Genomic DNA, 18,986 nt, shown 5'->3' with positions numbered 1-18,986 from the left:
CGCGTCCCTTCACTACGTCGCCGGGCTGGGCTGTCCGGGTGACTCCCACCCTACGCAGAGGCACCCGGCGGCCGTGCAGCACCCGGGAAAGGTTCCTGCGGACGCGCGGGGCCGCGGGACGTGCCGGGAAATGTACGAAGGCCCCGGACGGCGTGATGCCGTCCGGGGCCTTCAGGGGCGAATGCGGTTCAGCGCTTGGCCTTGGCCGCCTTCGGCGTGACCAGACGGCTGCCCGTCCAGTCCTTGCCCGCACTGATGCTCTTGGTCTGGGCGAGACCGGCTGTCTGGGCAGCCTCATTGATATCGCTCGGCTCGACGTATCCGTCACGGCCGGTCTTCGGCGTCATCAGCCAGACCGTGCCGCCGTCCTCGAGCAGACCGATGGCATCCACCAGCGCGTCCGTAAGGTCGCCGTCCTCGTCGCGGAACCAGAGCAGGACGACGTCTGCGACGTCGTCGTAATCCTCGTCGACGAGATCCTGGCCGGTCGTGGCCTCAATGCCCTCACGGAGCTCCAGCTCGACGTCGTCGTCGTAGCCGATCTCCTGGACCACCTGTCCGGGCTCGAACCCCAGGCGTGCTGCCGGGTTGGTTCGCTCCTCCGCGTGGTCCGCGGTCGCGCTCACGGGATGCCTCCTGATCATGTTTCGGAAAATGCTTCAGCCACGCGCGTGCGCGGGACGTTGGCCGTAGTCCACACGGGAGTGGCGGATCGCGCAAGTACCCAGCGTACGAGACCGCCTAAACGGTGACGTTTCCTGCCACGTCGCCGCACTGTCGGCGGGTCCCCTGCGGGAGCCGGCGTTTGCGTCCACACCCTTTACGTCCTTGAACAGCTTATGCGGTTTCGGTCCGGCAAACGGAGTCGAACAGCATTCGGGAAGGTTGGGACCCCTTGGGCGTATGGTTGCGGTTTGGCCCGACCCATCCTGCCCGATGCCTCCCGACCGGCCGCTCACCCGCTCCGGCGCGGTTCTTGCGCCCGTCCGGGACATGGCTGCGCAACGGCGGTGGTTACCTCCCGGTAGAGGTGACGTTTGCGTCCTCGCGGTACACGATGGGATGGCGTACGCGCAGACACAGCGGGGGCACGCCTCCGTGACCAGGCCCCGTAGAGCAGCACCGAACAGCGAAGGAACAGCGTGGCTTCCGGATCCGATCGCAACCCGATCATCATTGGCGGCCTTCCGAGTCAGGTCCCGGATTTCGATCCCGAAGAGACCCAGGAATGGCTCGACTCCCTCGACGCCGCCGTCGACGAGCGCGGCCGTGAGCGGGCCCGCTACCTCATGCTCCGGCTCATCGAGCGCGCGCGGGAGAAGCGTGTCGCCGTGCCGGAGATGCGCAGCACAGACTACGTGAACACGATCGCCACGAAGGACGAGCCGTTCTTCCCGGGCGACGAGGAGATCGAGCGCAAGGTCCTCAACGCGACCCGCTGGAACGCGGCCGTGATGGTCTCGCGCGCGCAGCGTCCGGGGATCGGGGTGGGCGGTCACATCGCCACGTTCGCTTCCTCCGCCTCGCTGTACGACGTGGGTTTCAACCACTTCTTCCGCGGCAAGGACGACGGCCGGGGCGGCGACCAGATCTTCTTCCAGGGGCACGCCTCCCCCGGGATCTATGCCCGCGCCTTCCTGCTGGACCGGCTGAGCGAGGCGCAGCTCGACGCGTTCCGCCAGGAGAAGTCGAAGGCGCCGAACGGGTTGTCCAGCTACCCGCATCCGCGGCTGATGCCGGACTTCTGGGAGTTCCCGACCGTGTCGATGGGTCTCAGCCCGCTCGGCGCGATCTACCAGGCGCGGATGAACCGCTACATGGAGGCGCGCGGCATCGCCGACACCTCCGATTCGCACGTGTGGGCGTATCTCGGTGACGGCGAGATGGATGAGCCGGAGTCGCTCGGCCAGCTCTCCATCGCCGCGCGTGAGGGCCTGGACAACCTGACCTTCGTCGTCAACTGCAACCTGCAGCGCCTCGACGGCCCGGTGCGCGGCAACGGCAAGGTCATCCAGGAGCTGGAGTCGCAGTTCCGCGGTGCCGGGTGGAACGTCATCAAGCTGGTCTGGGACCGCTCCTGGGACCCGCTGCTGGCGCAGGACCGCACGGGCATCCTCGTCAACAAGCTGAACACGACGCCGGACGGCCAGTTCCAGACGTACGCCACCGAAACGGGTGCGTACATCCGTGAGCACTTCTTCGGTGACGACCCGCGGCTGCGCGACATGGTCAAGGACATGTCCGACCAGCAGATCCTGCACCTCGGGCGTGGCGGCCACGACCACAAGAAGGTCTACGCGGCGTACGCGGCGGCCAAGGCCCACAAGGGCCAGCCGACGGTGATCCTGGCGCAGACCGTCAAGGGCTGGACGCTGGGGCCGAACTTCGAGGGCCGCAACGCGACCCACCAGATGAAGAAGCTCACGGCCGAGGACCTCAAGCGGTTCCGGGACCGGCTGCACATCCCGATCGCGGACAAGGACCTGGAGGACGGCAACCCGCCGTACTACCACCCGGGCCGCGACTCGGAGGAGATCCAGTACATGCACGACCGCCGCAAGGGTCTGGGCGGTTACGTCCCGACCCGTGTGGTGCGCGCGAAGCCGCTGGTCCTGCCCGAGGACAAGGTGTACGCGACCGCGAAGAAGGGTTCGGGCCAGCAGTCGATCGCCACCACCATGGCCTTCGTCCGCATCCTCAAGGAACTCATGCGGGACAAGGAGATCGGCAAGCGTTTCGTGCTGATCGCGCCCGACGAGTACCGCACCTTCGGAATGGACGCGTTCTTCCCGAGCGCGAAGATCTACAACCCGCTCGGCCAGCAGTACGAGTCGGTGGACCGCGATCTTCTGCTCGCGTACAAGGAGTCGCCGACCGGCCAGATGCTGCACGACGGCATCTCGGAGGCGGGCTGCACGGCATCGCTGATCGCCGCGGGCTCGGCGTACGCCACGCACGGCGAGCCCCTGATCCCCGTGTACGTCTTCTACTCGATGTTCGGTTTCCAGCGCACGGGCGACCAGTTCTGGCAGATGGCCGACCAGCTCGCGCGCGGCTTCGTGCTGGGCGCGACCGCCGGCCGCACGACGCTGACGGGCGAGGGCCTCCAGCACGCGGACGGCCACTCGCAGCTGCTCGCGTCGACGAACCCGGGCTGTGTCGCGTACGACCCGGCGTTCGGGTACGAGATCGCGCACATCGTCAAGGACGGGCTGCGCAGGATGTACGGCGAGAACAGTGAGGACGTCTTCTACTACCTCACCGTGTACAACGAGCCGATCCAGCACCCGGCCGAGCCCGCGGACGTGGACGTGGACGGCATCCTGAAGGGCGTCTACCGCTACAGCAGCGGTGAGCGGGGCGAGATCCCGGCCCAGATCATGGCGTCGGGCGTGGCGGTCCCCTGGGCGGTCGAGGCGCAGCGCATCCTCGCCGACGAGTGGAACGTCAAGGCGGACGTCTGGTCGGCGACCTCCTGGAACGAGCTGCGGCGCGAGGCCGTGGACGTGGAGCGGTACAACCTGCTGCACCCGGAGGAGGAGCAGCGCGTCCCGTACGTGACGCGCAAGCTGTCGGGCGTCCAGGGGCCGTTCGTGGCGGTCTCGGACTGGATGCGGTCCGTGCCGGACCAGATCGCCCGATGGGTGCCCGGCGCGTACCAGTCGCTGGGTGCGGACGGTTTCGGCTTCGCGGACACGCGTGGGGCGGCCCGCCGGTTCTTCCACATCGACGCGCAGTCGATCGTCCTGGCGGTGCTCACCGAGCTCGCGAAGGAGGGGAAGATCGACCGTTCGGCGCTGAAGACCGCGGTGGACCGTTACGACCTCCTGGACGTTGCAGCGGCGGACCCCGGTCCGGCCGGAGGCGACGCATAGGCTCGGAACGCACGACGCGGGGCGGCGGGACCTGAAGGGGTCCGGCCGCCCCGCGGTGTTGTGTGCGGGTCAGTTCTCCCAGATCTTGAAGGCCCGTACCTGGTACGGGGTGCGCGGCGTCCAGGTGCCGCCGCCCGGGTAGGTCTCGAACTCGCCCGTCTCGTCGCACTCCGCCGACTGGTAGGTGGTGACGGGCCTGCCTGTGCGGTTGGCCAGCGACTGGACGGTGGCCCCCGACTTCAGTGGCACACAGCTCTCGATGTCGATGGTGGACAGTTCGTGGACCTGCCGGGCACCGGCGAAGTCGGGCTTGGCCCAGAGGCAGAGCTGGCCCGTCCGGCAGTCCCCCAGCCGGCCGGCTCCGGCCTGGGCCGGTGCCTGTGGGATCAGGGCGGTGGCGGCCAGGGCCGCGGCGACAACGGTCGTACGCATGTGAATCAACCCCCGTGCTGATGTGGATCTTCCACACCCACCCTGAGCTGCGCGACAGCGGCCCGGGAAGGGGCCGGGGGCGGGACCACCCTGATAGGCGACAGCCCCGCCGGAACGTTCCGGCGGGGCTGTTGTACGCGCTGTGTTGACGCTGCGGGGCGTCCGCACGGACCGGTCAGATGTGACCGCCGCCCATGCCCGCCTCGGCGTTCTCGCCGCGCTTGGTCAGGGTGGCGACCAGTGCCGCGATGACCGCGACGATGCCGGCGACCATGAACGCGGTGCTCATGCCGGAGACGAAGGTGTCGTGGGCGACGCCCACGATCTTGCCGGCGACCTCCGGCGGGGTCCCCTCGGCGACCGGCGGCATGCCGACCTTGATCGCGGAGGATGCCTGGTCGAGCTGCTCGGGCGACAGCGGCGGAAGCTTCGCTTCCGCCCAGTTGCCGGGGAGTTCGGAGTCGACACGGGCCGCCATGATCGCGCCCAGGACCGCCGTGCCGAGGCTGCCGCCGACCTGCATGGCGGCCTGCTGCAGACCACCGGCGACACCGGAGAGCTCCATCGGGGCGTTGCCCACGATGACCTCGGTGGCGCCGACCATGACCGGAGCGAGGCCGAGGCCGAGCAGGGCGAACCAGATCGACATCGTGAAGGTGCCGGTGCCGACGGTCAGCTGGGACATGCCGAACATCGCGACCGCGGTGCACACCATGCCGCCGACGAGCGGAACGCGCGGGCCGAACCTGGTGATCAGGAAGCCCGCCAGAGGCGAGGCGACGATCATCATCGCGGTCAGCGGCAGCAGGTGCAGACCGCTGTCGACGGGGCTCAGACCGTGCACGTTCTGGAGGTAGAAGGTGACGAAGAACAGGCCTCCCATGAAGCCGAAGGCCATCAGCACCATCAGGACCGTGCCCGCCGAGAGCGGCACGGAGCGGAACATCGCCAGCGGGATCAGCGGTTCCCTGACGCGCTGCTGGACGAGGGCGAACCCGACGAACAGGACGACCGCGCCCGCCAGGAAGGCGATCGTCTGGACGTCGCCCCAGCCCCACTCCGCGCCCTTGATGAGCGCCCAGATCAGGCAGAACATGGCTGCCGACAGCAGCACGATGCCGCCGATGTCGAAGGAGCGCGGGGCGTTCTCGGCACGGTGATCCTTGAGGATCATCACGCCCATGACGAGGGCGATCACACCGACCGGCACGTTGATGAAGAAGACGGACTGCCAGCTGACGTGCTCGACGAGCACGCCGCCCAGGATCGGGCCGCCCGCGGTCGATGCGCCGATCACCATGCCCCAGATACCGATCGCCATGTTCAGCTTCTCGGCCGGGAAGGTGGCGCGCAGCAGACCGAGCGCGGCCGGCATCAGCAGGGCGCCGAAGAGGCCCTGCAGCACGCGGAACGCGATCACCAGGACGACGCTGCTGGAGAAGCCGATGGCTCCCGACGCCGCGGCGAATCCGACGACGCCTATGAGGAAGGTCTGCCGGTGGCCGAACCGGTCACCGAGCTTGCCCGCCGTGATCAGGGAGACGGCGAGGGCGAGCATGTAGCCGTTGGTGATCCACTGGACGTCCGCGAGCGAGGCGCCGAGGTCCTGCTGGATCGCGGGGTTGGCGATCGCGACGATCGTGCCGTCGAGCGCGACCATCATCACGCCGATGGCCACGGAGAAGAGCGTCAGCCAGGGGTGGCCGCGCAGTCCTTTGGCCGGCACGGGGCCGAGGGGGTCCCGAGGTTCCTGCGACGCCTTTTCGACGGTGGTCTGACTAGTCATACCCGGAGATTAATGTCAGTCACTGACAGTTGACAAACCAATTCACAAGTCGGTAACTGTCATGTAGCTCACAGGTAGGCTGAGCTGGACGAAGCAGGGGGAAAGAGGACCAGTTCAGTGACCGACGGGCAGCAAGCCTCAGGCCGGCCGACCGGGCTGCGCGAACGCAAGAAGCGACGCACCCGGGACGCTATGCTCCGCGCCGCCCTCGACCTCTTCACCACCCAGGGTTACGAGGCGACCACCGTCGACGAGATCGCCGACGCCGTCGAGGTCTCCCAGCGCACCTTCTTCCGCTATTTCGCCGGCAAGGAGTCGGTCGTCTTCGCCGTCCAGGAGATGGTGGAGTCGCGCTTCATCCTGGAACTGCGTCAACGCCCCGCCGCCGAGAACCCTTTCGAGGCCATGCGCCGCGCCGTTCTGTGCGCCTGGAACAGCATCGGGGAGGCCATCGAGGCCATCGTCCCGGTCGAACTCCACATGCGGACGTACCGGATGATCGAATCAACACCCTCCCTGCTCGCCGCCCACATGCGGCGCAGCATCGCCCTGGAGGAACAGATCGCCGGGCTCATCGCCGAGCGCGAGGGCCTGGACATGGCCCGGGACCCGCGGCCGCGCGTCGCCGTCGCCGCGTTCTCCGGGGTGATGCGGGTGACCGGGCAGCTGTGGGGACGGGGCCGCGACGGGAGCATGGACGCGCTGCGGACGCTGACCGAGACCTATCTGGACCAGTTGGGCCCGGCTCTCGCCGGGGACTGGCGCGCACTCCCGGCCGGCACGGCGCGCCTCGACCGAGATGGTGTGCCGCACGCCTCAGCCACGAAACATGACTGACGTCACAACAAGCGTCCCGTGACGCCCCGATGGGGCTCTCCCGCCGCATCCGGCGCGGCGCAGCGTGCCGCAACGCCGTACACAGCGTGAGGAAAAAGGCGTTTCATTCCCCACACCCGAGTGATGTGCATCACCCGCTTAACGACGCCTTACGCGCGTCTCCTAATGTGTGCCGAAGTGACTTCCTTCGACTCCTCCCCCACGCTCACCGCCTGGCGCGCTCTTCTCGCCGTGGCGGTCGTGTTCGTGATGCTGGCGACCACCGGCTGGACCGCCGTGCGTCATCAGCAGTCCGACGCGCCTCGCACCGTCGCACTCGCTTCCTGGGCCAAGGGGTCGATAGCGGGGCGCGCGCTCCCCGCGGCGGATGCGCCTCCGTACAAGCTGGCGCACTTCTTCGCCGCACTCACGGACGCGCAGCAGGCCGGTCTGGCCCGCAAGTACCCCCTCGTGGTGGGAAATCTGAACGGCGCCCCGGTCACCCTGCGCTACCAGGCCAACCGCCTGGCGCTGGAACAGTCGCGGACGGCCGAGCAGAGCCGGGTGCACGACTCCAGGCTCTCCCCCGACGGCCGAGCCGACGCGCGGCACCGGGTGGAGCGTTTCCGGTCGATGCTCGCCGAGGGCCGGCACTTCCTGGCGTTCGACCCGTCGGGCCGCGGCCACGCCGCCGAGGTCTTCGGCGACCTGGACCGGGCCGAGCGGGTCTCGGTGGTCGTCCCGGGCGTCGACACGAACCTGCTGACGCTGGAACGCACCGGCAACAAGACGAACGCGGCCCCCGTCGGCATGGCCAAGTCCCTGTACGCGGCCGAGCACTCCGCACATCCTGGCGTGCGGACCGCGGTGATCGCCTGGGCCGACTACACCGCACCGGCCGGTATCGGCATGGACGCGGCTCTGGGCAACCTCGCCGAGCGCGGGGCCGTCCGGCTCGGTGCCCTCGTCAAGTCCCTCCCGGGGACCGCCCCCGTCTCGTTGTTCTGCCACAGCTACGGCTCCGTCCTGTGCGGCGTGGCCGCGGACGAACTGCCCGAGCGGGTGACGGACATCGCCGTCGCGGGAAGCCCCGGCATGCGGGTCGACAACGCCGGCCAGCTGCACACCGGGGCCAACGTGTGGGCGATGCGGGACCATGACGACTGGATCGAGGACGTGCCGAACCTGGAGTTCGGAGGCCTCGGCCACGGGGCCGATCCGGTGGATCCGGACTTCGGTGCGCGGATCGCCTCGGCGGGCGACGCGGTCGGTCACAGCGGCTATTTCGAACCGGGGACCGAGAGCCTCGGCAACTTCGCCGCGATCGGCGCGGGCGCCTACGCCTCCGTGACCTGCGCGCAGTCCGACGCCGGCTGCCACGAACAGATTTCCGGCCACACACCGGTCTGACAGGCACAAAGAACCGTGCGAGCGGGTCTGACGCGCGTAGAGAACCGCGACCGGCCACGAATTGCGAGGGGCTCCGAGGGGCGACGAGCGGGCAAGTGCCGCATACGATGAGGCACATGGGTGATGTGCTGGCCGGAATTCATGCCACCTGGGAGTTCGACACCGACTCCGTGCTCATCCGCTTCGAACGGGGTATCCGCACGCCGAGGCTCTTCCAGAGCCTCCGTGAGCGCCGCGTCCCGCACGCGGCGCTGTCGTCGGTGACGCTCACCCCGGGCAAGCGGGGCACGGTGGTGCTGCGTGCGGTCCCGAGACCTGGAGCCGATCCGCTGCTGGAGGCGGCGGCCGGGCAGCTGAAGGACGGCTGCGATCCGTACCGTCTGGTGCTCCCCGCCGAACGGGAGACGCTCGCCGAGTACTACGCGGACGAGCTGCGCGAGCGGCTGGTCCCGGAGGCGGCCGAACCCGCCGAGCGGTTCCTGGTCGCGGCCCCCGCGGCGCCGATGCGCTTCAAGGCGTACGACGGCAGGGCCAGCTTCGACGGGGACCGGATCTCCTTCCGGTGGTTCTGGACGGGTGCCTCCTCGGAGAAGTGGAAGGCGGGCGACCAGACGTTCCCGGTCACGGAGCTGAGCGGGGTCGAGTGGCGTTCCCCCGAGGCCTTCGAGGGCTATCTGCGACTGGTGCCGCGGGGGCCGGCGCCCCTGGCTCCGCCCCCCGGCCCGGCGGCCCCCGGCCCGGGTGCGGGCCTGCTGACGAGTGCCGCTCCGAGTGCGCAGCAGCTGGCGGGGCGTCCGGCCCGCGCGGATCAGGACCCTGCCGCGGTGATCTTCGGCCTCGGCTACGGCCCGGTGCACGAGTCGCTGCCCTTCGCCGCGGCGGTGCTGGAGTCCGTCCGCAGGAAGCAGTCCACGCCGGTCGCGGCCGCCTCGGTGGGCGCGGGGCGGCGGGACCCGGCGGACATCGCGGAGCGGATCCGCCACCTCGGTGAGCTGCACCAGGCGGGTCTGGTGACCGACGACGAGTTCAGCGCGAAGAAGGCCCAGCTGCTCGCCGAGCTGTAACGGGCCGGCGCCGGCCTTCTCGTACGGCGTGGTCATACCCCCGTACGAGAACGGCGGCGGCGGACCGGAACCCCGGTATGACGCCGACGGGCGGTCTCGCTGCCTACCCTGATCAGGCCATGCCCACTTCTTCCCCTCCGCCGTCATCGCCGCCGCCCGCTCCCCCGCACCCGCCGGCGGACGGTCTGCTGAGCGCCGCCCGCCGCAATCTGCGCGAGACCGGCCACGCGCTGTCCCACCCCTCCCATCCGCCGACACCGCTCCTGGCCGACGCGCCGAAGCCGTGGCAGCGGCTGCTGCCCTACGCCGTCGTCCTCGCCCTCGTCGCCGTCTTCGTCCCGGTCACGGTGACGGTCCTGGCCGACCAGTACGGCCTGAACGGCGGCACGGCGGGGGCCCTCGCCATCGCGCAGGCCGCCCCGCTCCTGATGCTGGCGCACCGCCCGCTGCAGGCCTGGTGGATCATCTTCCCGGCCCAGATCCTCGGTGCGGTCGTTCTGCTCGGGCAGGACGGCGGGCAGAGCAACGCCTGGCCGTGGACACCGCCCGGCCTCGTCGGCTACCTCTTCCTGCTCCTGGCACTGGCCCTGCGCGAGCGGCGGCAGGCCCTGGTCGGCGTCTGGCTGGCGACCGGCACCGCGGGACTCGTCCTGTATCTGGTCTCCCCCCACCGCGGCACCGACAACTCGCTCCTGCTGGTCATCCTGAGCGCCGTGGTCCTGGTCGTCGGCGCGACGGTACGGGAGCGGGGCGACGCCCAGCGCCGGCTCGCCGAGCAGGAGACCATCAGCGAGGCCGAGCGGGCGCAGCGCACGCTGCTGGAGGAGCGGACCAGGATCGCGCGCGAGCTCCATGACGTGGTCGCGCACCACATGTCGGTGATCACGGTCCAGGCCGACTCCGCCCCGTACCGGCTGGAGGGGCTGTCCGACGAGGCGCTCGAGGAGTTCGGTTCCATCGCCGCGAGTGCGCGGGAGTCCCTCACGGAGATGCGGCGGCTGCTGGTGGTGCTGCGCAGCGAGGGCACGGAGGGCGAGCGGGCGCCGCAGCCGGGGCTCGACCGGGTGCAGCAGCTGGTGGAGGCGACGGTGCGGGCCGGTCTGCCGGCCGAACTGTCCATGCCCGCCGGGCTGGAGGGCGTGCCGCCCGCGGTGGACCTGTCCGCGTACCGGATCGTGCAGGAGGCCCTGGCGAACGTGGTCCGGCACGCGCCGGGTGCCCGGACCCGGGTGTCGGTCAGCTCCGACGGTGCGCATCTGATGGTGCTGGTCGTCAACGACGCGCCGGAACCGACGGGTTCGTCGCCGGCCCCGCGCACTCCTGTGGAGACGGCGGGGACGGGACACGGGCTGGTCGGCATGCGCGAACGCGTACGGTTGACCGGCGGGACGCTGGACACCGGGCCCCTGCCGGACGGTGGCTTCCGGGTGGCCGCACGGCTCCCCCTGCCACCGGCCTCGGCGCCCGCGCTCCCTTCCGCCCCGCCCCTGCATCCGGAGGACTCTTGACCATCCGTGTGATCATCGTCGACGACCAGGCCATGGTGCGGGCGGGATTCGCGGCGCTGCTGGCGGCGCAGGCCGACATCGACGTGGTCGGTGAGGCGCCGGACGGGCGGCAGGGCGTCGACCTCAGCCGCCACACCCATCCGGACGTGGTCCTGATGGATGTGCGGATGCCGGAGAAGGACGGCCTGGCAGCGGCCCGCGAGCTCCTGAACCCGCCCGTGGGCGTGGTGCACGTCCCCAAGGTGCTGATGCTCACCACGTTCGACGTGGACGACTACGTGTACGAGGCGCTGCGCGCCGGAGCGTCCGGATTCCTGCTGAAGGACGCCCCGCCCGCGGACCTGATCTCAGCTGTCCGGGTGGTTGCGGCCGGCGACGCGCTGCTGGCGCCGTCCGTGACGCGGCGCCTGATCGCGGACTTCGCCCGGCAGCGGTCTTCCGGGGCCGCCCGCAGCGGGCCCGCGCTGCGGCTGAACGGGCTGACCCCGCGCGAGACGGAGGTGCTCGAGCTGATCGCGCGGGGGCTGTCGAACCAGGAGATCGCGGGGCGGCTGGTGCTGGCGGAGCAGACCGTGAAGACCCACATCGGGCGGGTGCTGGCCAAGCTGGACCTGCGCGACCGCGCCCAGGCGGTGATCTTCGCCTACGAGGCGGGGCTGGTGGTGCCGGGCGAGGGGTGAGGGCAACCCCCGCACCGCCCTCGGGCCGGCGCCCCGTACACCCCCTACCCCGGTATCACCCCGCACTTGGCCCTCCGGTGTGACGCCCCCGCACCCGTCGTCCTCCTACCTTCCTCTCCGTCGCGCCGAACGGCGTGCGGGAGCCGGTTCAGCCGGAGAGGGAGGGTCGGATGCGCCGCTATGCGAGGACCTTGGTCGCGGTCGCCCTGGCAACCACCGTCGTGGCAGGGACCGCCGGATGGGCGTCGGGGAACTCACAGCACGCGCTGACGGGGCCGCCGCCCGGCATCGCGGCCTGGCGGTCGGATGATGTACTGGGGCGGGAGCTGCCCGATCCTGCGCGGGACACGCCCGCCCAAGTGGCGCGGTTCTTCTCGGGGTTGGACGAGCAGGACCAGCGGTCCCTGATCGCACGGCATCCCCTCGTCGTCGGGAACCTCGACGGCGCGCCCGTCGAACTCCGCTACCGGGCCAACGCCCTGGCCCTGAAGGCGGATCACGACCCCCGGTACGCCAGCCTCGCCGCGGACCCGCACCGCCGGATCCTCGCGTTCGATCCGCGAGGCCGGGGCCAGGTCGCCGAGGTCTTCGGGGACTTGACCACGGCTGACCGCGTGTCCGTCGTGGTCCCGGGCTCGGACATCGACGCCGGGACCTTCGACCGTACGAACGATGTGTACGGGACGCCCGCCGGCATGGCCAGGTCCCTGTACGCGGAGTCCGGTCCGGGCAGCGCGGTGATCGCCTGGGCCGGGTACACCACGCCCGTCGGCATCGGCGTGGACGCGGCGACCGGCTCGCTCGCCGAGGCCGGCGCGGACCGCCTGACCCGCCTCACGGACGGGCTCGCCGCCATCGGTCTGCCCGAGCCGACGGTGTTCTGCCACAGCTACGGCTCCGTCGTCTGCGGCCTCGCCGCGTCCCGGCTGCACGCCGGTGACCTGGTCGTCCTCGGCTCGCCCGGGATGCGCGCCGACGACGTCGGCGATCTGCACACCGACGCCCGGGTGTGGGCCGCCAAGGACCCCGACGACTGGATCGACGACGTGCCGAACGTCGAGTTCGCCGGGCTGGGCCACGGCGCCGACCCGGCGTCCCCGGAGTTCGGCGCCCGCCGGGTGCCCGCAGCCGACGCCCACGGGCACACCGGCTACTTCGTGCCCGGCACCGAATCCCTCCACGCCTTCGCCGCGATCGCGGACGGCACGTACCCGGAGACGGCAGGGGGCCTGCGATGAGCCTGCGCGCCCTCGCCTCCCGTATCGAGGCCCGCACCCCGGCCCACCGCGACCGCGCCCTGGACGGGCTGCGCGCGCTGGCGCTGCTCGCCGTACCCACCGGGCACTGGCTGCTCGGCGGATTCCGGCTCGACGACGGCGGAGCCCTGCACAACGCCAGCCCGCTCTCGGCCTTCGGCGCGCTCGCCCCGTTCAGCTGGGTGCTCCAGATGCTGGGCGTCTTCTTCCTCGTCGGCGGGTACGCCTCGGTGCTCTCGTACCGGCGGAGGAAGTCCACGACGGGGGCCTGGCTGCGGGGCCGGATGGCCCGCCTCGGCCGGCCGGTGCTCGGGGTGACGGCCGTCTGGGCGGCGATGATCCCGGTGCTGCACGCGCTCGGGGTGCCGGGCGACACGCTGCGGACGGGGTCGACGCTGGTGATCCAGCCGCTCTGGTTCGTCGGCGTGTACGCGGTGGTCACCGCGCTGACGCCGTACTGCATCCGCACGGCGAAGCGGCTCGGAGCCTGGGCGGCGGCCCCGCTGCTCGGCGCGGTCGCCGTCGTCGACCTGCTGCGCTACGGGCCGCTCGGCGACTCCATGCCCTCCTGGCTGAGCGTCCTGAACATCCTTCCCGGCTGGCTCTTCGCGTACCAGCTCGGCGTCTCCTGGGGCGAGGGACGGATCGGACGGCGGGGCGCCCGGTGTCTGCTGGTCGGCGGTGGCGCGCTGTTCGCCGCTCTGCTGCTGCTCTTCCACTACCCGGCATCGATGGTCGGGGTCCCGGGCGAGGCGCGCACCAATTCGCATCCCCCGTCACTGTTGGTGCTCGCGCTGGGAGCCGCGCAGAGCGGTGCGGCGATCCTGCTGCGCGACCGGATCGGCCGGCTGCTGCGCAGGCCGCTGGTGTGGGCGCCGGTCGTCGTGGTCAACCTGTCGGCGATGACGATCCTGTGCTGGCACCAGACGGCGATGCTCGCCGCGGCCGTCCCGGCGTCCTTCGCGGGTGAGGTGCCGGGACTGACGACCGGTCCGGACACCCTCGGCTGGATCCTGGCCCGGTCGGCCTGGATGCCGGTGTTCGCGGGCCTTCTGGTGCTGATCGCCCGGTACGCGCGGAGGTTCGAGGCGCCGTGGCAGACGGGAACGCGGGCCGCGAACGCCCGCCGCGCGCTGGCAGGAGTGCTGGCGGTGGGGTTCGCCGTGTTCGCGCTGGCATGAGCGGGCCGGGGCGCGCCCGGACCGGCGGATCCGGGAGCGCACCCCGCCGGCATCAGCGGGCCGGGTCGCGTACCCGGACCGGCGGATCCGGGAGCGCACCCGGACCCGCGATGCGGCTTACTCGCGGGCCGTGGCCGTCGAGCTCATGTCCGGGTAGCGGTCCCCCGCCACCTGACCGGCGATCGGCTCCAGCAGCGCCAGCTCCTCGGCCGACAGCGTGAGCCGGGTCGCGCCGACGTTCTCCAGCAGGCGGCTGCTCTTGCGGGTGCCGGGGATCGGCACCACGGTCAGCCCGTGCACCTGGGCCCGCTGCTGCACCCAGGCGAGCGCCACCTGGGCAGCGGTCGCCCCGTGTGCGGCGGCGATCTTGTGGACTGGCTCCAGCAGCGCGGCGTTCGTCTTGGCGTTGTCGCCCGTGAAGCGCGGCTGGAACTGCCGGAAGTCGTTCTTCGCCAGCTCCTTGCCCGCGTCCGCGAACGCCCCGGTCAGGAAGCCCCGCCCGAGCGGCGAGTAGGGCACCAGGGTCACACCGAGCTCGACGGCGGCGGGTACCGCGCTGCGCTCGACGTCCCGGCTGAAGAGCGACCACTCGGACTGCAGAGCGGCGATCGGGTGCACGGCGTGCGCCTCACGCAGCTCCGCACCGGTCACCTCGCTCAGCCCGAGCTGCTTGACCTTGCCCTGCTGCACCAGCTCGGCCATCGCGCCGACGGACTCCGCCAGCGGTACGGAGGGGTCGCGGCGGTGCATGTAGTAGAGGTCGATGACGTCGGTGTTCAGCCGTCGCAGGCTGTTCTCGACGGCCTCGCGGATGTAGGCGGGGTCGTTGTTCACGGCCCGGAAGTGCGGGTCGTCCACACGCCGCTCGATGGCGAACTTCGTGGCGAGAACGATCTCGTCCCGGTGGGCCCCCACGAAGGGCGCGATGAACGACTCGTTGGCGCCGAGGCCGTAGACGTCGGCGGTGTCGAAGAGCGTGACGCCCGCCGAGAGAGCCGTCTCAAGCGTCTCGCGTGCCGCCGCCTCGTCCGTGTCGCCGTAGAACTCGCTCATGCCCATGCAGCCGAGCCCCTGGACGCCGACCAGCGGGCCGCCGTTGCCGAGCTCCGCGGTGGCGATCTTGTTGTCAGTCATCAGGTACTGGGCCTTTCCGGCGCCCGCTGGGCGCCTGCGTAGAACTCGATCTTGTAGTCGAGGACGGCGAGGGTGTCGTGGAGCTCCGCGATCCGCGTCCGCACGTCGCGGCGGGTCGCCTCCAGCAGTTCCTTCCGCTCCTCGAAGGTGTGCTCGCCCTCGCGCAGCAGTTCCGCGTAACGGACCATGTCGGCGACGGGCATTCCGGTCAGCCGGAGCTTGCCGACGAAGGCGAGCCAGTCCAGGTCGGCGTTGGTGAAGCGACGCTGTCCCGTGTGCGAGCGGTCGACGTGCGACATCAGCCCGATCCGCTCGTACCAGCGCAGCGTGTGGGCACTCAGGCCGGTGAAGGCGGCCACCTCGCTGATGGTGTAGCGGTCCTGGCCCTCGGGGCGCGGGTGGGCCGGGGGCGCCGACGCACAGGTGTCCACTCCTGCCGATCCCGCCGGGGTGGTCCCGGTCTCCGTCTCCGTCACCGTCATGCCTCCACGCTAGAACCCTTGAGTGCACTCTAAGCAAGCAGAACCGACTGCGTTTTTCGGCCACAACCGCCGACCTCGTGGCGCGTTCCCGTAAGGGCACGCAAAGCCCTTGCGCAATGGTCAAGAAACGTTGACCATTGGGCGCATGCCTGCCGATGATGTCCCCGAGACCTTTCACGTCACCACTGACGAACAGTTGCGCGCCGTCTCCAATCTCACGCGCCACCGGATCATGGCCGTGCTCCGCTTCGAGCCGGCGACGATTACGCAGATCGCCGCGCGAGTGGGCCTCGCGAAGGGGAGTTCCAGCTATCACGTGCGACTGCTCGAGCGGGCCGGCCTGGTCAAGGTGGTGCGGACCCGGAAGGTCCGGGGCGTCACCGAGCGGTACTACGCGATGGCCGCGCAGTCGATCGTGCTGCCGGACTCCGGGACCGGGCAGCCCGACGCGCTGATGCGGCACGCGGTGGCCGACCTGGAAGCGGCGCCCGCGGAGGCCGAGCGTCATGTACGGATGGCGCATCTGCGGCTCACCGAGGAGCAGTTCGCGGAGCTGGGGGCGCGGCTGGATGCGCTGGCGGACGAATACCGGCAGTTGTCGGATCCGTCGCTGCCGGACGCGTCGTTCGTCTTCGCGCTGTTCCGTCCGGCGTCGCACGAGCAGACCGGGGGTGCATCCGCATGACGGACATCAAGGAGGAGCTGCCTGCCGGGTTCGGGCGGCTGTGGACCGCGCAGACGGTGTCCTCGCTCGGCGACGGGGTGACGCATGCCGCGCTGCCGCTGCTCGCGTTGGCGTTGACGCGGGATCCGATGGCCCTCGCCGTCGTCACAGCCGCAGGGACGCTGCCATGGCTGCTCTTCGGGGTGCTCGGCGGTGCGCTGGTCGACCGCTGGGACCGCAGGCGCACCATGTGGGTCGCGGACGCCGCTCGTGCGGTGCTGCTCGCGATACCGGCGGCGGCGGCCGTGCTCGACGTGCTGAGCATTCCGCTGCTCGCGGCCGTGGCCTTCCTGCTCGGCCTCGGCGGACTCTTCTTCGACACGGCTGCCACGGCCTATCTGCCGGACCTGCTCGGCCGTGACCCCGTGCTCCTGGCGCGCGCCAACTCCCGCCTGCGCGGCACTCAGACCGCCGCGTCCGGCTTCGCCGGGCCACCTGCGGGCAGTGCGTTGCTCGCGCTCGGGCGGGCGGTTCCGCTGCTCGCCGACGCGGTGTCGTTCGCGCTCTCCGCACTGCTCGTACGGTCGCTGCCCGCCGCACCCCGGCCTGTGCCACAGGCCCGCGAGTCGCTGCTTCGACAGGCGCGGGCCGGGGCGTCGTACGTCTTCCGGGATCAGCTGCTCCTCGGGCTCGCGCTCCGCCCGGCGGTCGGCAACGTCGCCTTCCTCGCCGTGGAGACCGTGCTCGCCCTCTTCGCGCACGACCGCCTCGGCATCGGCACCTTCGGCTACGGCCTCCTCCTCACGGCGGAGGCCACCGGCGGCCTGCTCGGCGCGGGCATCGCCTCCTTCCTCGGCCGACGCCTCGGCACCGGCACCGCGCTGACCTGCACGGCCGCGGTCGAGGGGCTTGCCATCCTGGGGCTTGCCGCCGCCCCGAATCCGTACGTGGCCGGGCTCGCGCTCGCCGTATGCGGGGCGGGCATGGGCGCCACGATGGTGCTCGGGCCCTCCCTCCGGCAGGCGATCGTCCCGGCCCACCTGATGGGCCGGGTCGCCTCCACCTCCCGCATGCTCGCCATGTGCGCGGCCCCGTTCGGCGCCTTCCTCGGCGGCTGGCTGGCCTCCACGTACGACGTACGCACCCCGCTCTACGCCGCCGCCGGCCTCCTCCTCGCCATGACCGCCGTCACGGCGACCATGACGGGCAACCGCCGGGTCGAAGCGGCGCTGCGTGCCGCCGTCCCGGTCTCCTGACGCGGATACGAGAGCGATGCGCGAGCCCCGCCCCCGCTCCGGCGGCCCCGGGGGGCGAGGGACCGCGCCCGCATCGCTCTCGAATCCGGTGGGCCCGATGGGCCCGGAGGGCCGCGTGGTCCGGCCCGCCCCCGGCACCTCACCGCATCACCTCTTAGTCTCGTACGTATGCAGAGCCTGGCGATGATCGATAACTGGCCCGTCCCCACCGCGGCGACGGCCGTCGTACGAGCGGACGGGACGGTCGTCGGTACGCACGGTCCGACCGCGCACCGCTTCCCGCTCGCCTCCGTCACCAAGCCCCTCGCGGCTTACGCGGCGCTGGTGGCGTACGAGGAGGGCGCGGTCGAACTCGACGAACCGGCGGGTCCGGAGGGTTCCACGGTCCGGCACCTGCTCGCCCACACCAGCGGTCTCGCGTTCGACGAGCACCGGATCACGGCCCCGCCCGGCACCCGGCGGCTGTACTCCAACGCGGGCTTCGAGGTCCTCGGCGACCACATCGCCAAGGCCACCGACATCCCGTTCCCGGAGTACGTACGCCAGGCGGTACTGGAGCCCCTGGGCATGACGGCCACGACCCTGGACGGCTCGCCCGCCCGCGACGGCGTCTCGACGGTCGAGGACCTGGTGCGGTTCGCGGCCGAGGTCCAGGCCCCGCGCCTGCTCGACCCGCGCACGATGCTGGAGGCGCAGACCGTCGTCCACCCCGGCCTGAAGGGCGTACTGCCGGGCTACGGTCACCAGAACCCCAACGACTGGGGCCTCGGCTTCGAGATCCGGGACCACAAGTCGCCCCACTGGACCGGCGCTTCGTCCTCCCCGGCGACCTTCGGCCACTTCGGCCAGTCGGGCACGTTCCTGTGGATCGACCCGGCGGCGGGCGCGGCCTGCGTCACGCTCACCGACCGCGCCTTCGGCCCGTGGGCGGCCGAGGTCTGGACGCCGTTCACGGACGCGGTGCTGGCGGAACTGAGGGCGTAGCCGACGGGCCGGCGGCAAGACACTCGAACCACACCGCCTTGCCGCCGCCGTCGCGTCGCACCTCCACGCCCCACTTGTCCGTCACGGCCTCCACCAGGAGCAGCCCTCGCCCGCCCTCGTAGGACACGTCACCCTCGACCACGACGGGCAGCTCCGGACAGCCGTCCGCCACTTCCACGCGCACACCCTCGCCCCTCGGGAGCCGGAAGAGGAAGGCCTGGCAGCGGCGGCCGGGCACGTGCCGGACCACGTTGGCGATCAGCTCGGTGAGCGCGAGCTCCGCGGCGTCGGTTACCTCCGTCATGCCCCACCCGGTGAGGTAGAGCCGCAGGATGCGCCGCAGATGCCGGGCCGAGTGCTCGCTCATGGCGAAGTCGGCGCGGTAGACCGGCTCTTCGGACTCGGCCCGGGGAGCAGTTACGTGATTCATGTCACCATACTGCGAGCACGCGACTACG

17 protein-coding genes are annotated in these 18,986 nt (G+C 71.1%); 11 read left to right on the top strand and 6 right to left on the bottom strand.

Features of this window, described 5'->3' with window-relative positions; genetic code table 11:
- Positions 1-188: 188 nt before the first annotated feature.
- Positions 189-626, bottom strand: a complete 438-nt coding sequence (locus ABZ434_RS07305; RefSeq protein WP_359132792.1) for a DUF3052 domain-containing protein — start codon at positions 624-626, stop codon at positions 189-191.
- A 516-nt stretch (positions 627-1,142) separates the two neighbouring features.
- Here ABZ434_RS07305 and aceE point away from each other — a divergent pair.
- Positions 1,143-3,875: a pyruvate dehydrogenase (acetyl-transferring), homodimeric type gene (gene aceE / locus ABZ434_RS07300; RefSeq protein ID WP_359132791.1), complete on the top strand. Its 2,733-nt coding sequence runs from the start codon at positions 1,143-1,145 to the stop codon at positions 3,873-3,875.
- 69 nt (positions 3,876-3,944) lie between these two features.
- Here aceE and ABZ434_RS07295 read toward each other — a convergent pair whose 3' ends face one another.
- Entirely contained in the window at positions 3,945-4,307 is a 363-nt protein-coding gene (locus ABZ434_RS07295) for a peptidase inhibitor family I36 protein (protein WP_359132790.1), read from the bottom strand.
- A 175-nt stretch (positions 4,308-4,482) separates the two neighbouring features.
- Positions 4,483-6,093, bottom strand: a complete 1,611-nt coding sequence (locus ABZ434_RS07290; protein WP_359132789.1) for an MFS transporter — start codon at positions 6,091-6,093, stop codon at positions 4,483-4,485.
- Positions 6,094-6,210: 117 nt separating this feature from the next.
- Between ABZ434_RS07290 and ABZ434_RS07285 the strand changes: the two genes are divergently transcribed.
- The 7 genes from ABZ434_RS07285 (at position 6,211) to ABZ434_RS07255 (ending at position 14,008) form a co-directional block, all read left to right on the top strand.
- Positions 6,211-6,930 (top strand): TetR family transcriptional regulator, encoded by a 720-nt coding sequence (locus ABZ434_RS07285; RefSeq protein WP_359132787.1) that lies wholly within the window; start codon positions 6,211-6,213, stop codon positions 6,928-6,930.
- Between the two features lie 177 nt (positions 6,931-7,107).
- Positions 7,108-8,319 (top strand): alpha/beta hydrolase, encoded by a 1,212-nt coding sequence (locus ABZ434_RS07280; protein ID WP_359132786.1) that lies wholly within the window; start codon positions 7,108-7,110, stop codon positions 8,317-8,319.
- Between the two features lie 116 nt (positions 8,320-8,435).
- Positions 8,436-9,383, top strand: a complete 948-nt coding sequence (locus tag ABZ434_RS07275; protein WP_359132785.1) for a DUF4429 domain-containing protein — start codon at positions 8,436-8,438, stop codon at positions 9,381-9,383.
- 119 nt (positions 9,384-9,502) lie between these two features.
- Positions 9,503-10,891, top strand: coding sequence for a sensor histidine kinase (locus tag ABZ434_RS07270; protein WP_359132784.1), 1,389 nt, complete (start codon positions 9,503-9,505; stop codon positions 10,889-10,891).
- Positions 10,888-11,571: a response regulator transcription factor gene (locus tag ABZ434_RS07265; protein ID WP_359132783.1), complete on the top strand. Its 684-nt coding sequence runs from the start codon at positions 10,888-10,890 to the stop codon at positions 11,569-11,571. The genes ABZ434_RS07270 and ABZ434_RS07265 overlap by 4 nt, the downstream gene beginning before the upstream one ends.
- Before the next feature lie 170 nt (positions 11,572-11,741).
- Positions 11,742-12,809 carry an alpha/beta hydrolase gene (locus tag ABZ434_RS07260; protein WP_359132782.1) on the top strand — a complete coding sequence of 356 codons (1,068 nt, stop codon included), beginning with the start codon at positions 11,742-11,744 and terminating at the stop codon, positions 12,807-12,809.
- Positions 12,806-14,008 carry an acyltransferase gene (locus ABZ434_RS07255; RefSeq protein WP_359132781.1) on the top strand — a complete coding sequence of 401 codons (1,203 nt, stop codon included), beginning with the start codon at positions 12,806-12,808 and terminating at the stop codon, positions 14,006-14,008. The genes ABZ434_RS07260 and ABZ434_RS07255 overlap by 4 nt, the downstream gene beginning before the upstream one ends.
- Before the next feature lie 117 nt (positions 14,009-14,125).
- On the opposite strand, the gene ABZ434_RS07250 is transcribed toward ABZ434_RS07255, so the two are convergent.
- Both ABZ434_RS07250 and ABZ434_RS07245 read right to left on the bottom strand, forming a co-directional pair.
- Positions 14,126-15,142 (bottom strand): aldo/keto reductase, encoded by a 1,017-nt coding sequence (locus tag ABZ434_RS07250; RefSeq protein ID WP_359132780.1) that lies wholly within the window; start codon positions 15,140-15,142, stop codon positions 14,126-14,128.
- On the bottom strand, positions 15,142-15,624 hold the full coding sequence (locus ABZ434_RS07245) for a MerR family transcriptional regulator (RefSeq protein WP_359132779.1): 483 nt from the start codon (positions 15,622-15,624) through the stop codon (positions 15,142-15,144). The genes ABZ434_RS07250 and ABZ434_RS07245 overlap by 1 nt, the downstream gene beginning before the upstream one ends.
- A 145-nt stretch (positions 15,625-15,769) precedes the next feature.
- Between ABZ434_RS07245 and ABZ434_RS07240 the strand changes: the two genes are divergently transcribed.
- From ABZ434_RS07240 to ABZ434_RS07230, 3 genes are all read left to right on the top strand, one after another.
- Positions 15,770-16,309 carry a helix-turn-helix domain-containing protein gene (locus ABZ434_RS07240; RefSeq protein WP_359132778.1) on the top strand — a complete coding sequence of 180 codons (540 nt, stop codon included), beginning with the start codon at positions 15,770-15,772 and terminating at the stop codon, positions 16,307-16,309.
- Positions 16,306-17,544, top strand: coding sequence for an MFS transporter (locus ABZ434_RS07235; RefSeq protein ID WP_359132777.1), 1,239 nt, complete (start codon positions 16,306-16,308; stop codon positions 17,542-17,544). The genes ABZ434_RS07240 and ABZ434_RS07235 overlap by 4 nt, the downstream gene beginning before the upstream one ends.
- A 168-nt stretch (positions 17,545-17,712) precedes the next feature.
- Complete coding sequence (locus ABZ434_RS07230; protein WP_359132775.1) at positions 17,713-18,528, top strand: serine hydrolase domain-containing protein; 816 nt, start codon at positions 17,713-17,715, stop codon at positions 18,526-18,528.
- On the opposite strand, the gene ABZ434_RS07225 is transcribed toward ABZ434_RS07230, so the two are convergent.
- Positions 18,494-18,958: an ATP-binding protein gene (locus tag ABZ434_RS07225; protein ID WP_359132773.1), complete on the bottom strand. Its 465-nt coding sequence runs from the start codon at positions 18,956-18,958 to the stop codon at positions 18,494-18,496. The two genes, ABZ434_RS07230 and ABZ434_RS07225, sit on opposite strands and share 35 nt — an antisense overlap.
- Positions 18,959-18,986 lie beyond the last annotated feature (28 nt).

This window comes from Streptomyces sp. NPDC005761, from assembly GCF_040630635.1.
In the GTDB taxonomy this organism is placed as follows: domain Bacteria; phylum Actinomycetota; class Actinomycetes; order Streptomycetales; family Streptomycetaceae; genus Streptomyces.
This window is presented reverse-complemented; position numbering and strand designations above follow the sequence as displayed.

What these genes read in the sequence shown, in the direction of transcription:
- ABZ434_RS07245 (WP_359132779.1), bottom strand. Translation starts at nt 15,624, where the DNA reads ATGACGGTGACGGAGACGGAGACCGGGACCACCCCGGCGGGATCGGCA.
- ABZ434_RS07230 (WP_359132775.1), top strand. Translation starts at nt 17,713, where the DNA reads ATGCAGAGCCTGGCGATGATCGATAACTGGCCCGTCCCCACCGCGGCG.
- ABZ434_RS07290 (WP_359132789.1), bottom strand. Translation starts at nt 6,093, where the DNA reads ATGACTAGTCAGACCACCGTCGAAAAGGCGTCGCAGGAACCTCGGGAC.
- ABZ434_RS07275 (WP_359132785.1), top strand. Translation starts at nt 8,436, where the DNA reads ATGGGTGATGTGCTGGCCGGAATTCATGCCACCTGGGAGTTCGACACC.
- ABZ434_RS07235 (WP_359132777.1), top strand. Translation starts at nt 16,306, where the DNA reads ATGACGGACATCAAGGAGGAGCTGCCTGCCGGGTTCGGGCGGCTGTGG.
- ABZ434_RS07295 (WP_359132790.1), bottom strand. Translation starts at nt 4,307, where the DNA reads ATGCGTACGACCGTTGTCGCCGCGGCCCTGGCCGCCACCGCCCTGATC.
- ABZ434_RS07240 (WP_359132778.1), top strand. Translation starts at nt 15,770, where the DNA reads ATGCCTGCCGATGATGTCCCCGAGACCTTTCACGTCACCACTGACGAA.
- ABZ434_RS07270 (WP_359132784.1), top strand. Translation starts at nt 9,503, where the DNA reads ATGCCCACTTCTTCCCCTCCGCCGTCATCGCCGCCGCCCGCTCCCCCG.
- ABZ434_RS07250 (WP_359132780.1), bottom strand. Translation starts at nt 15,142, where the DNA reads ATGACTGACAACAAGATCGCCACCGCGGAGCTCGGCAACGGCGGCCCG.
- ABZ434_RS07255 (WP_359132781.1), top strand. Translation starts at nt 12,806, where the DNA reads ATGAGCCTGCGCGCCCTCGCCTCCCGTATCGAGGCCCGCACCCCGGCC.
- ABZ434_RS07260 (WP_359132782.1), top strand. Translation starts at nt 11,742, where the DNA reads ATGCGCCGCTATGCGAGGACCTTGGTCGCGGTCGCCCTGGCAACCACC.
- ABZ434_RS07225 (WP_359132773.1), bottom strand. Translation starts at nt 18,958, where the DNA reads ATGAATCACGTAACTGCTCCCCGGGCCGAGTCCGAAGAGCCGGTCTAC.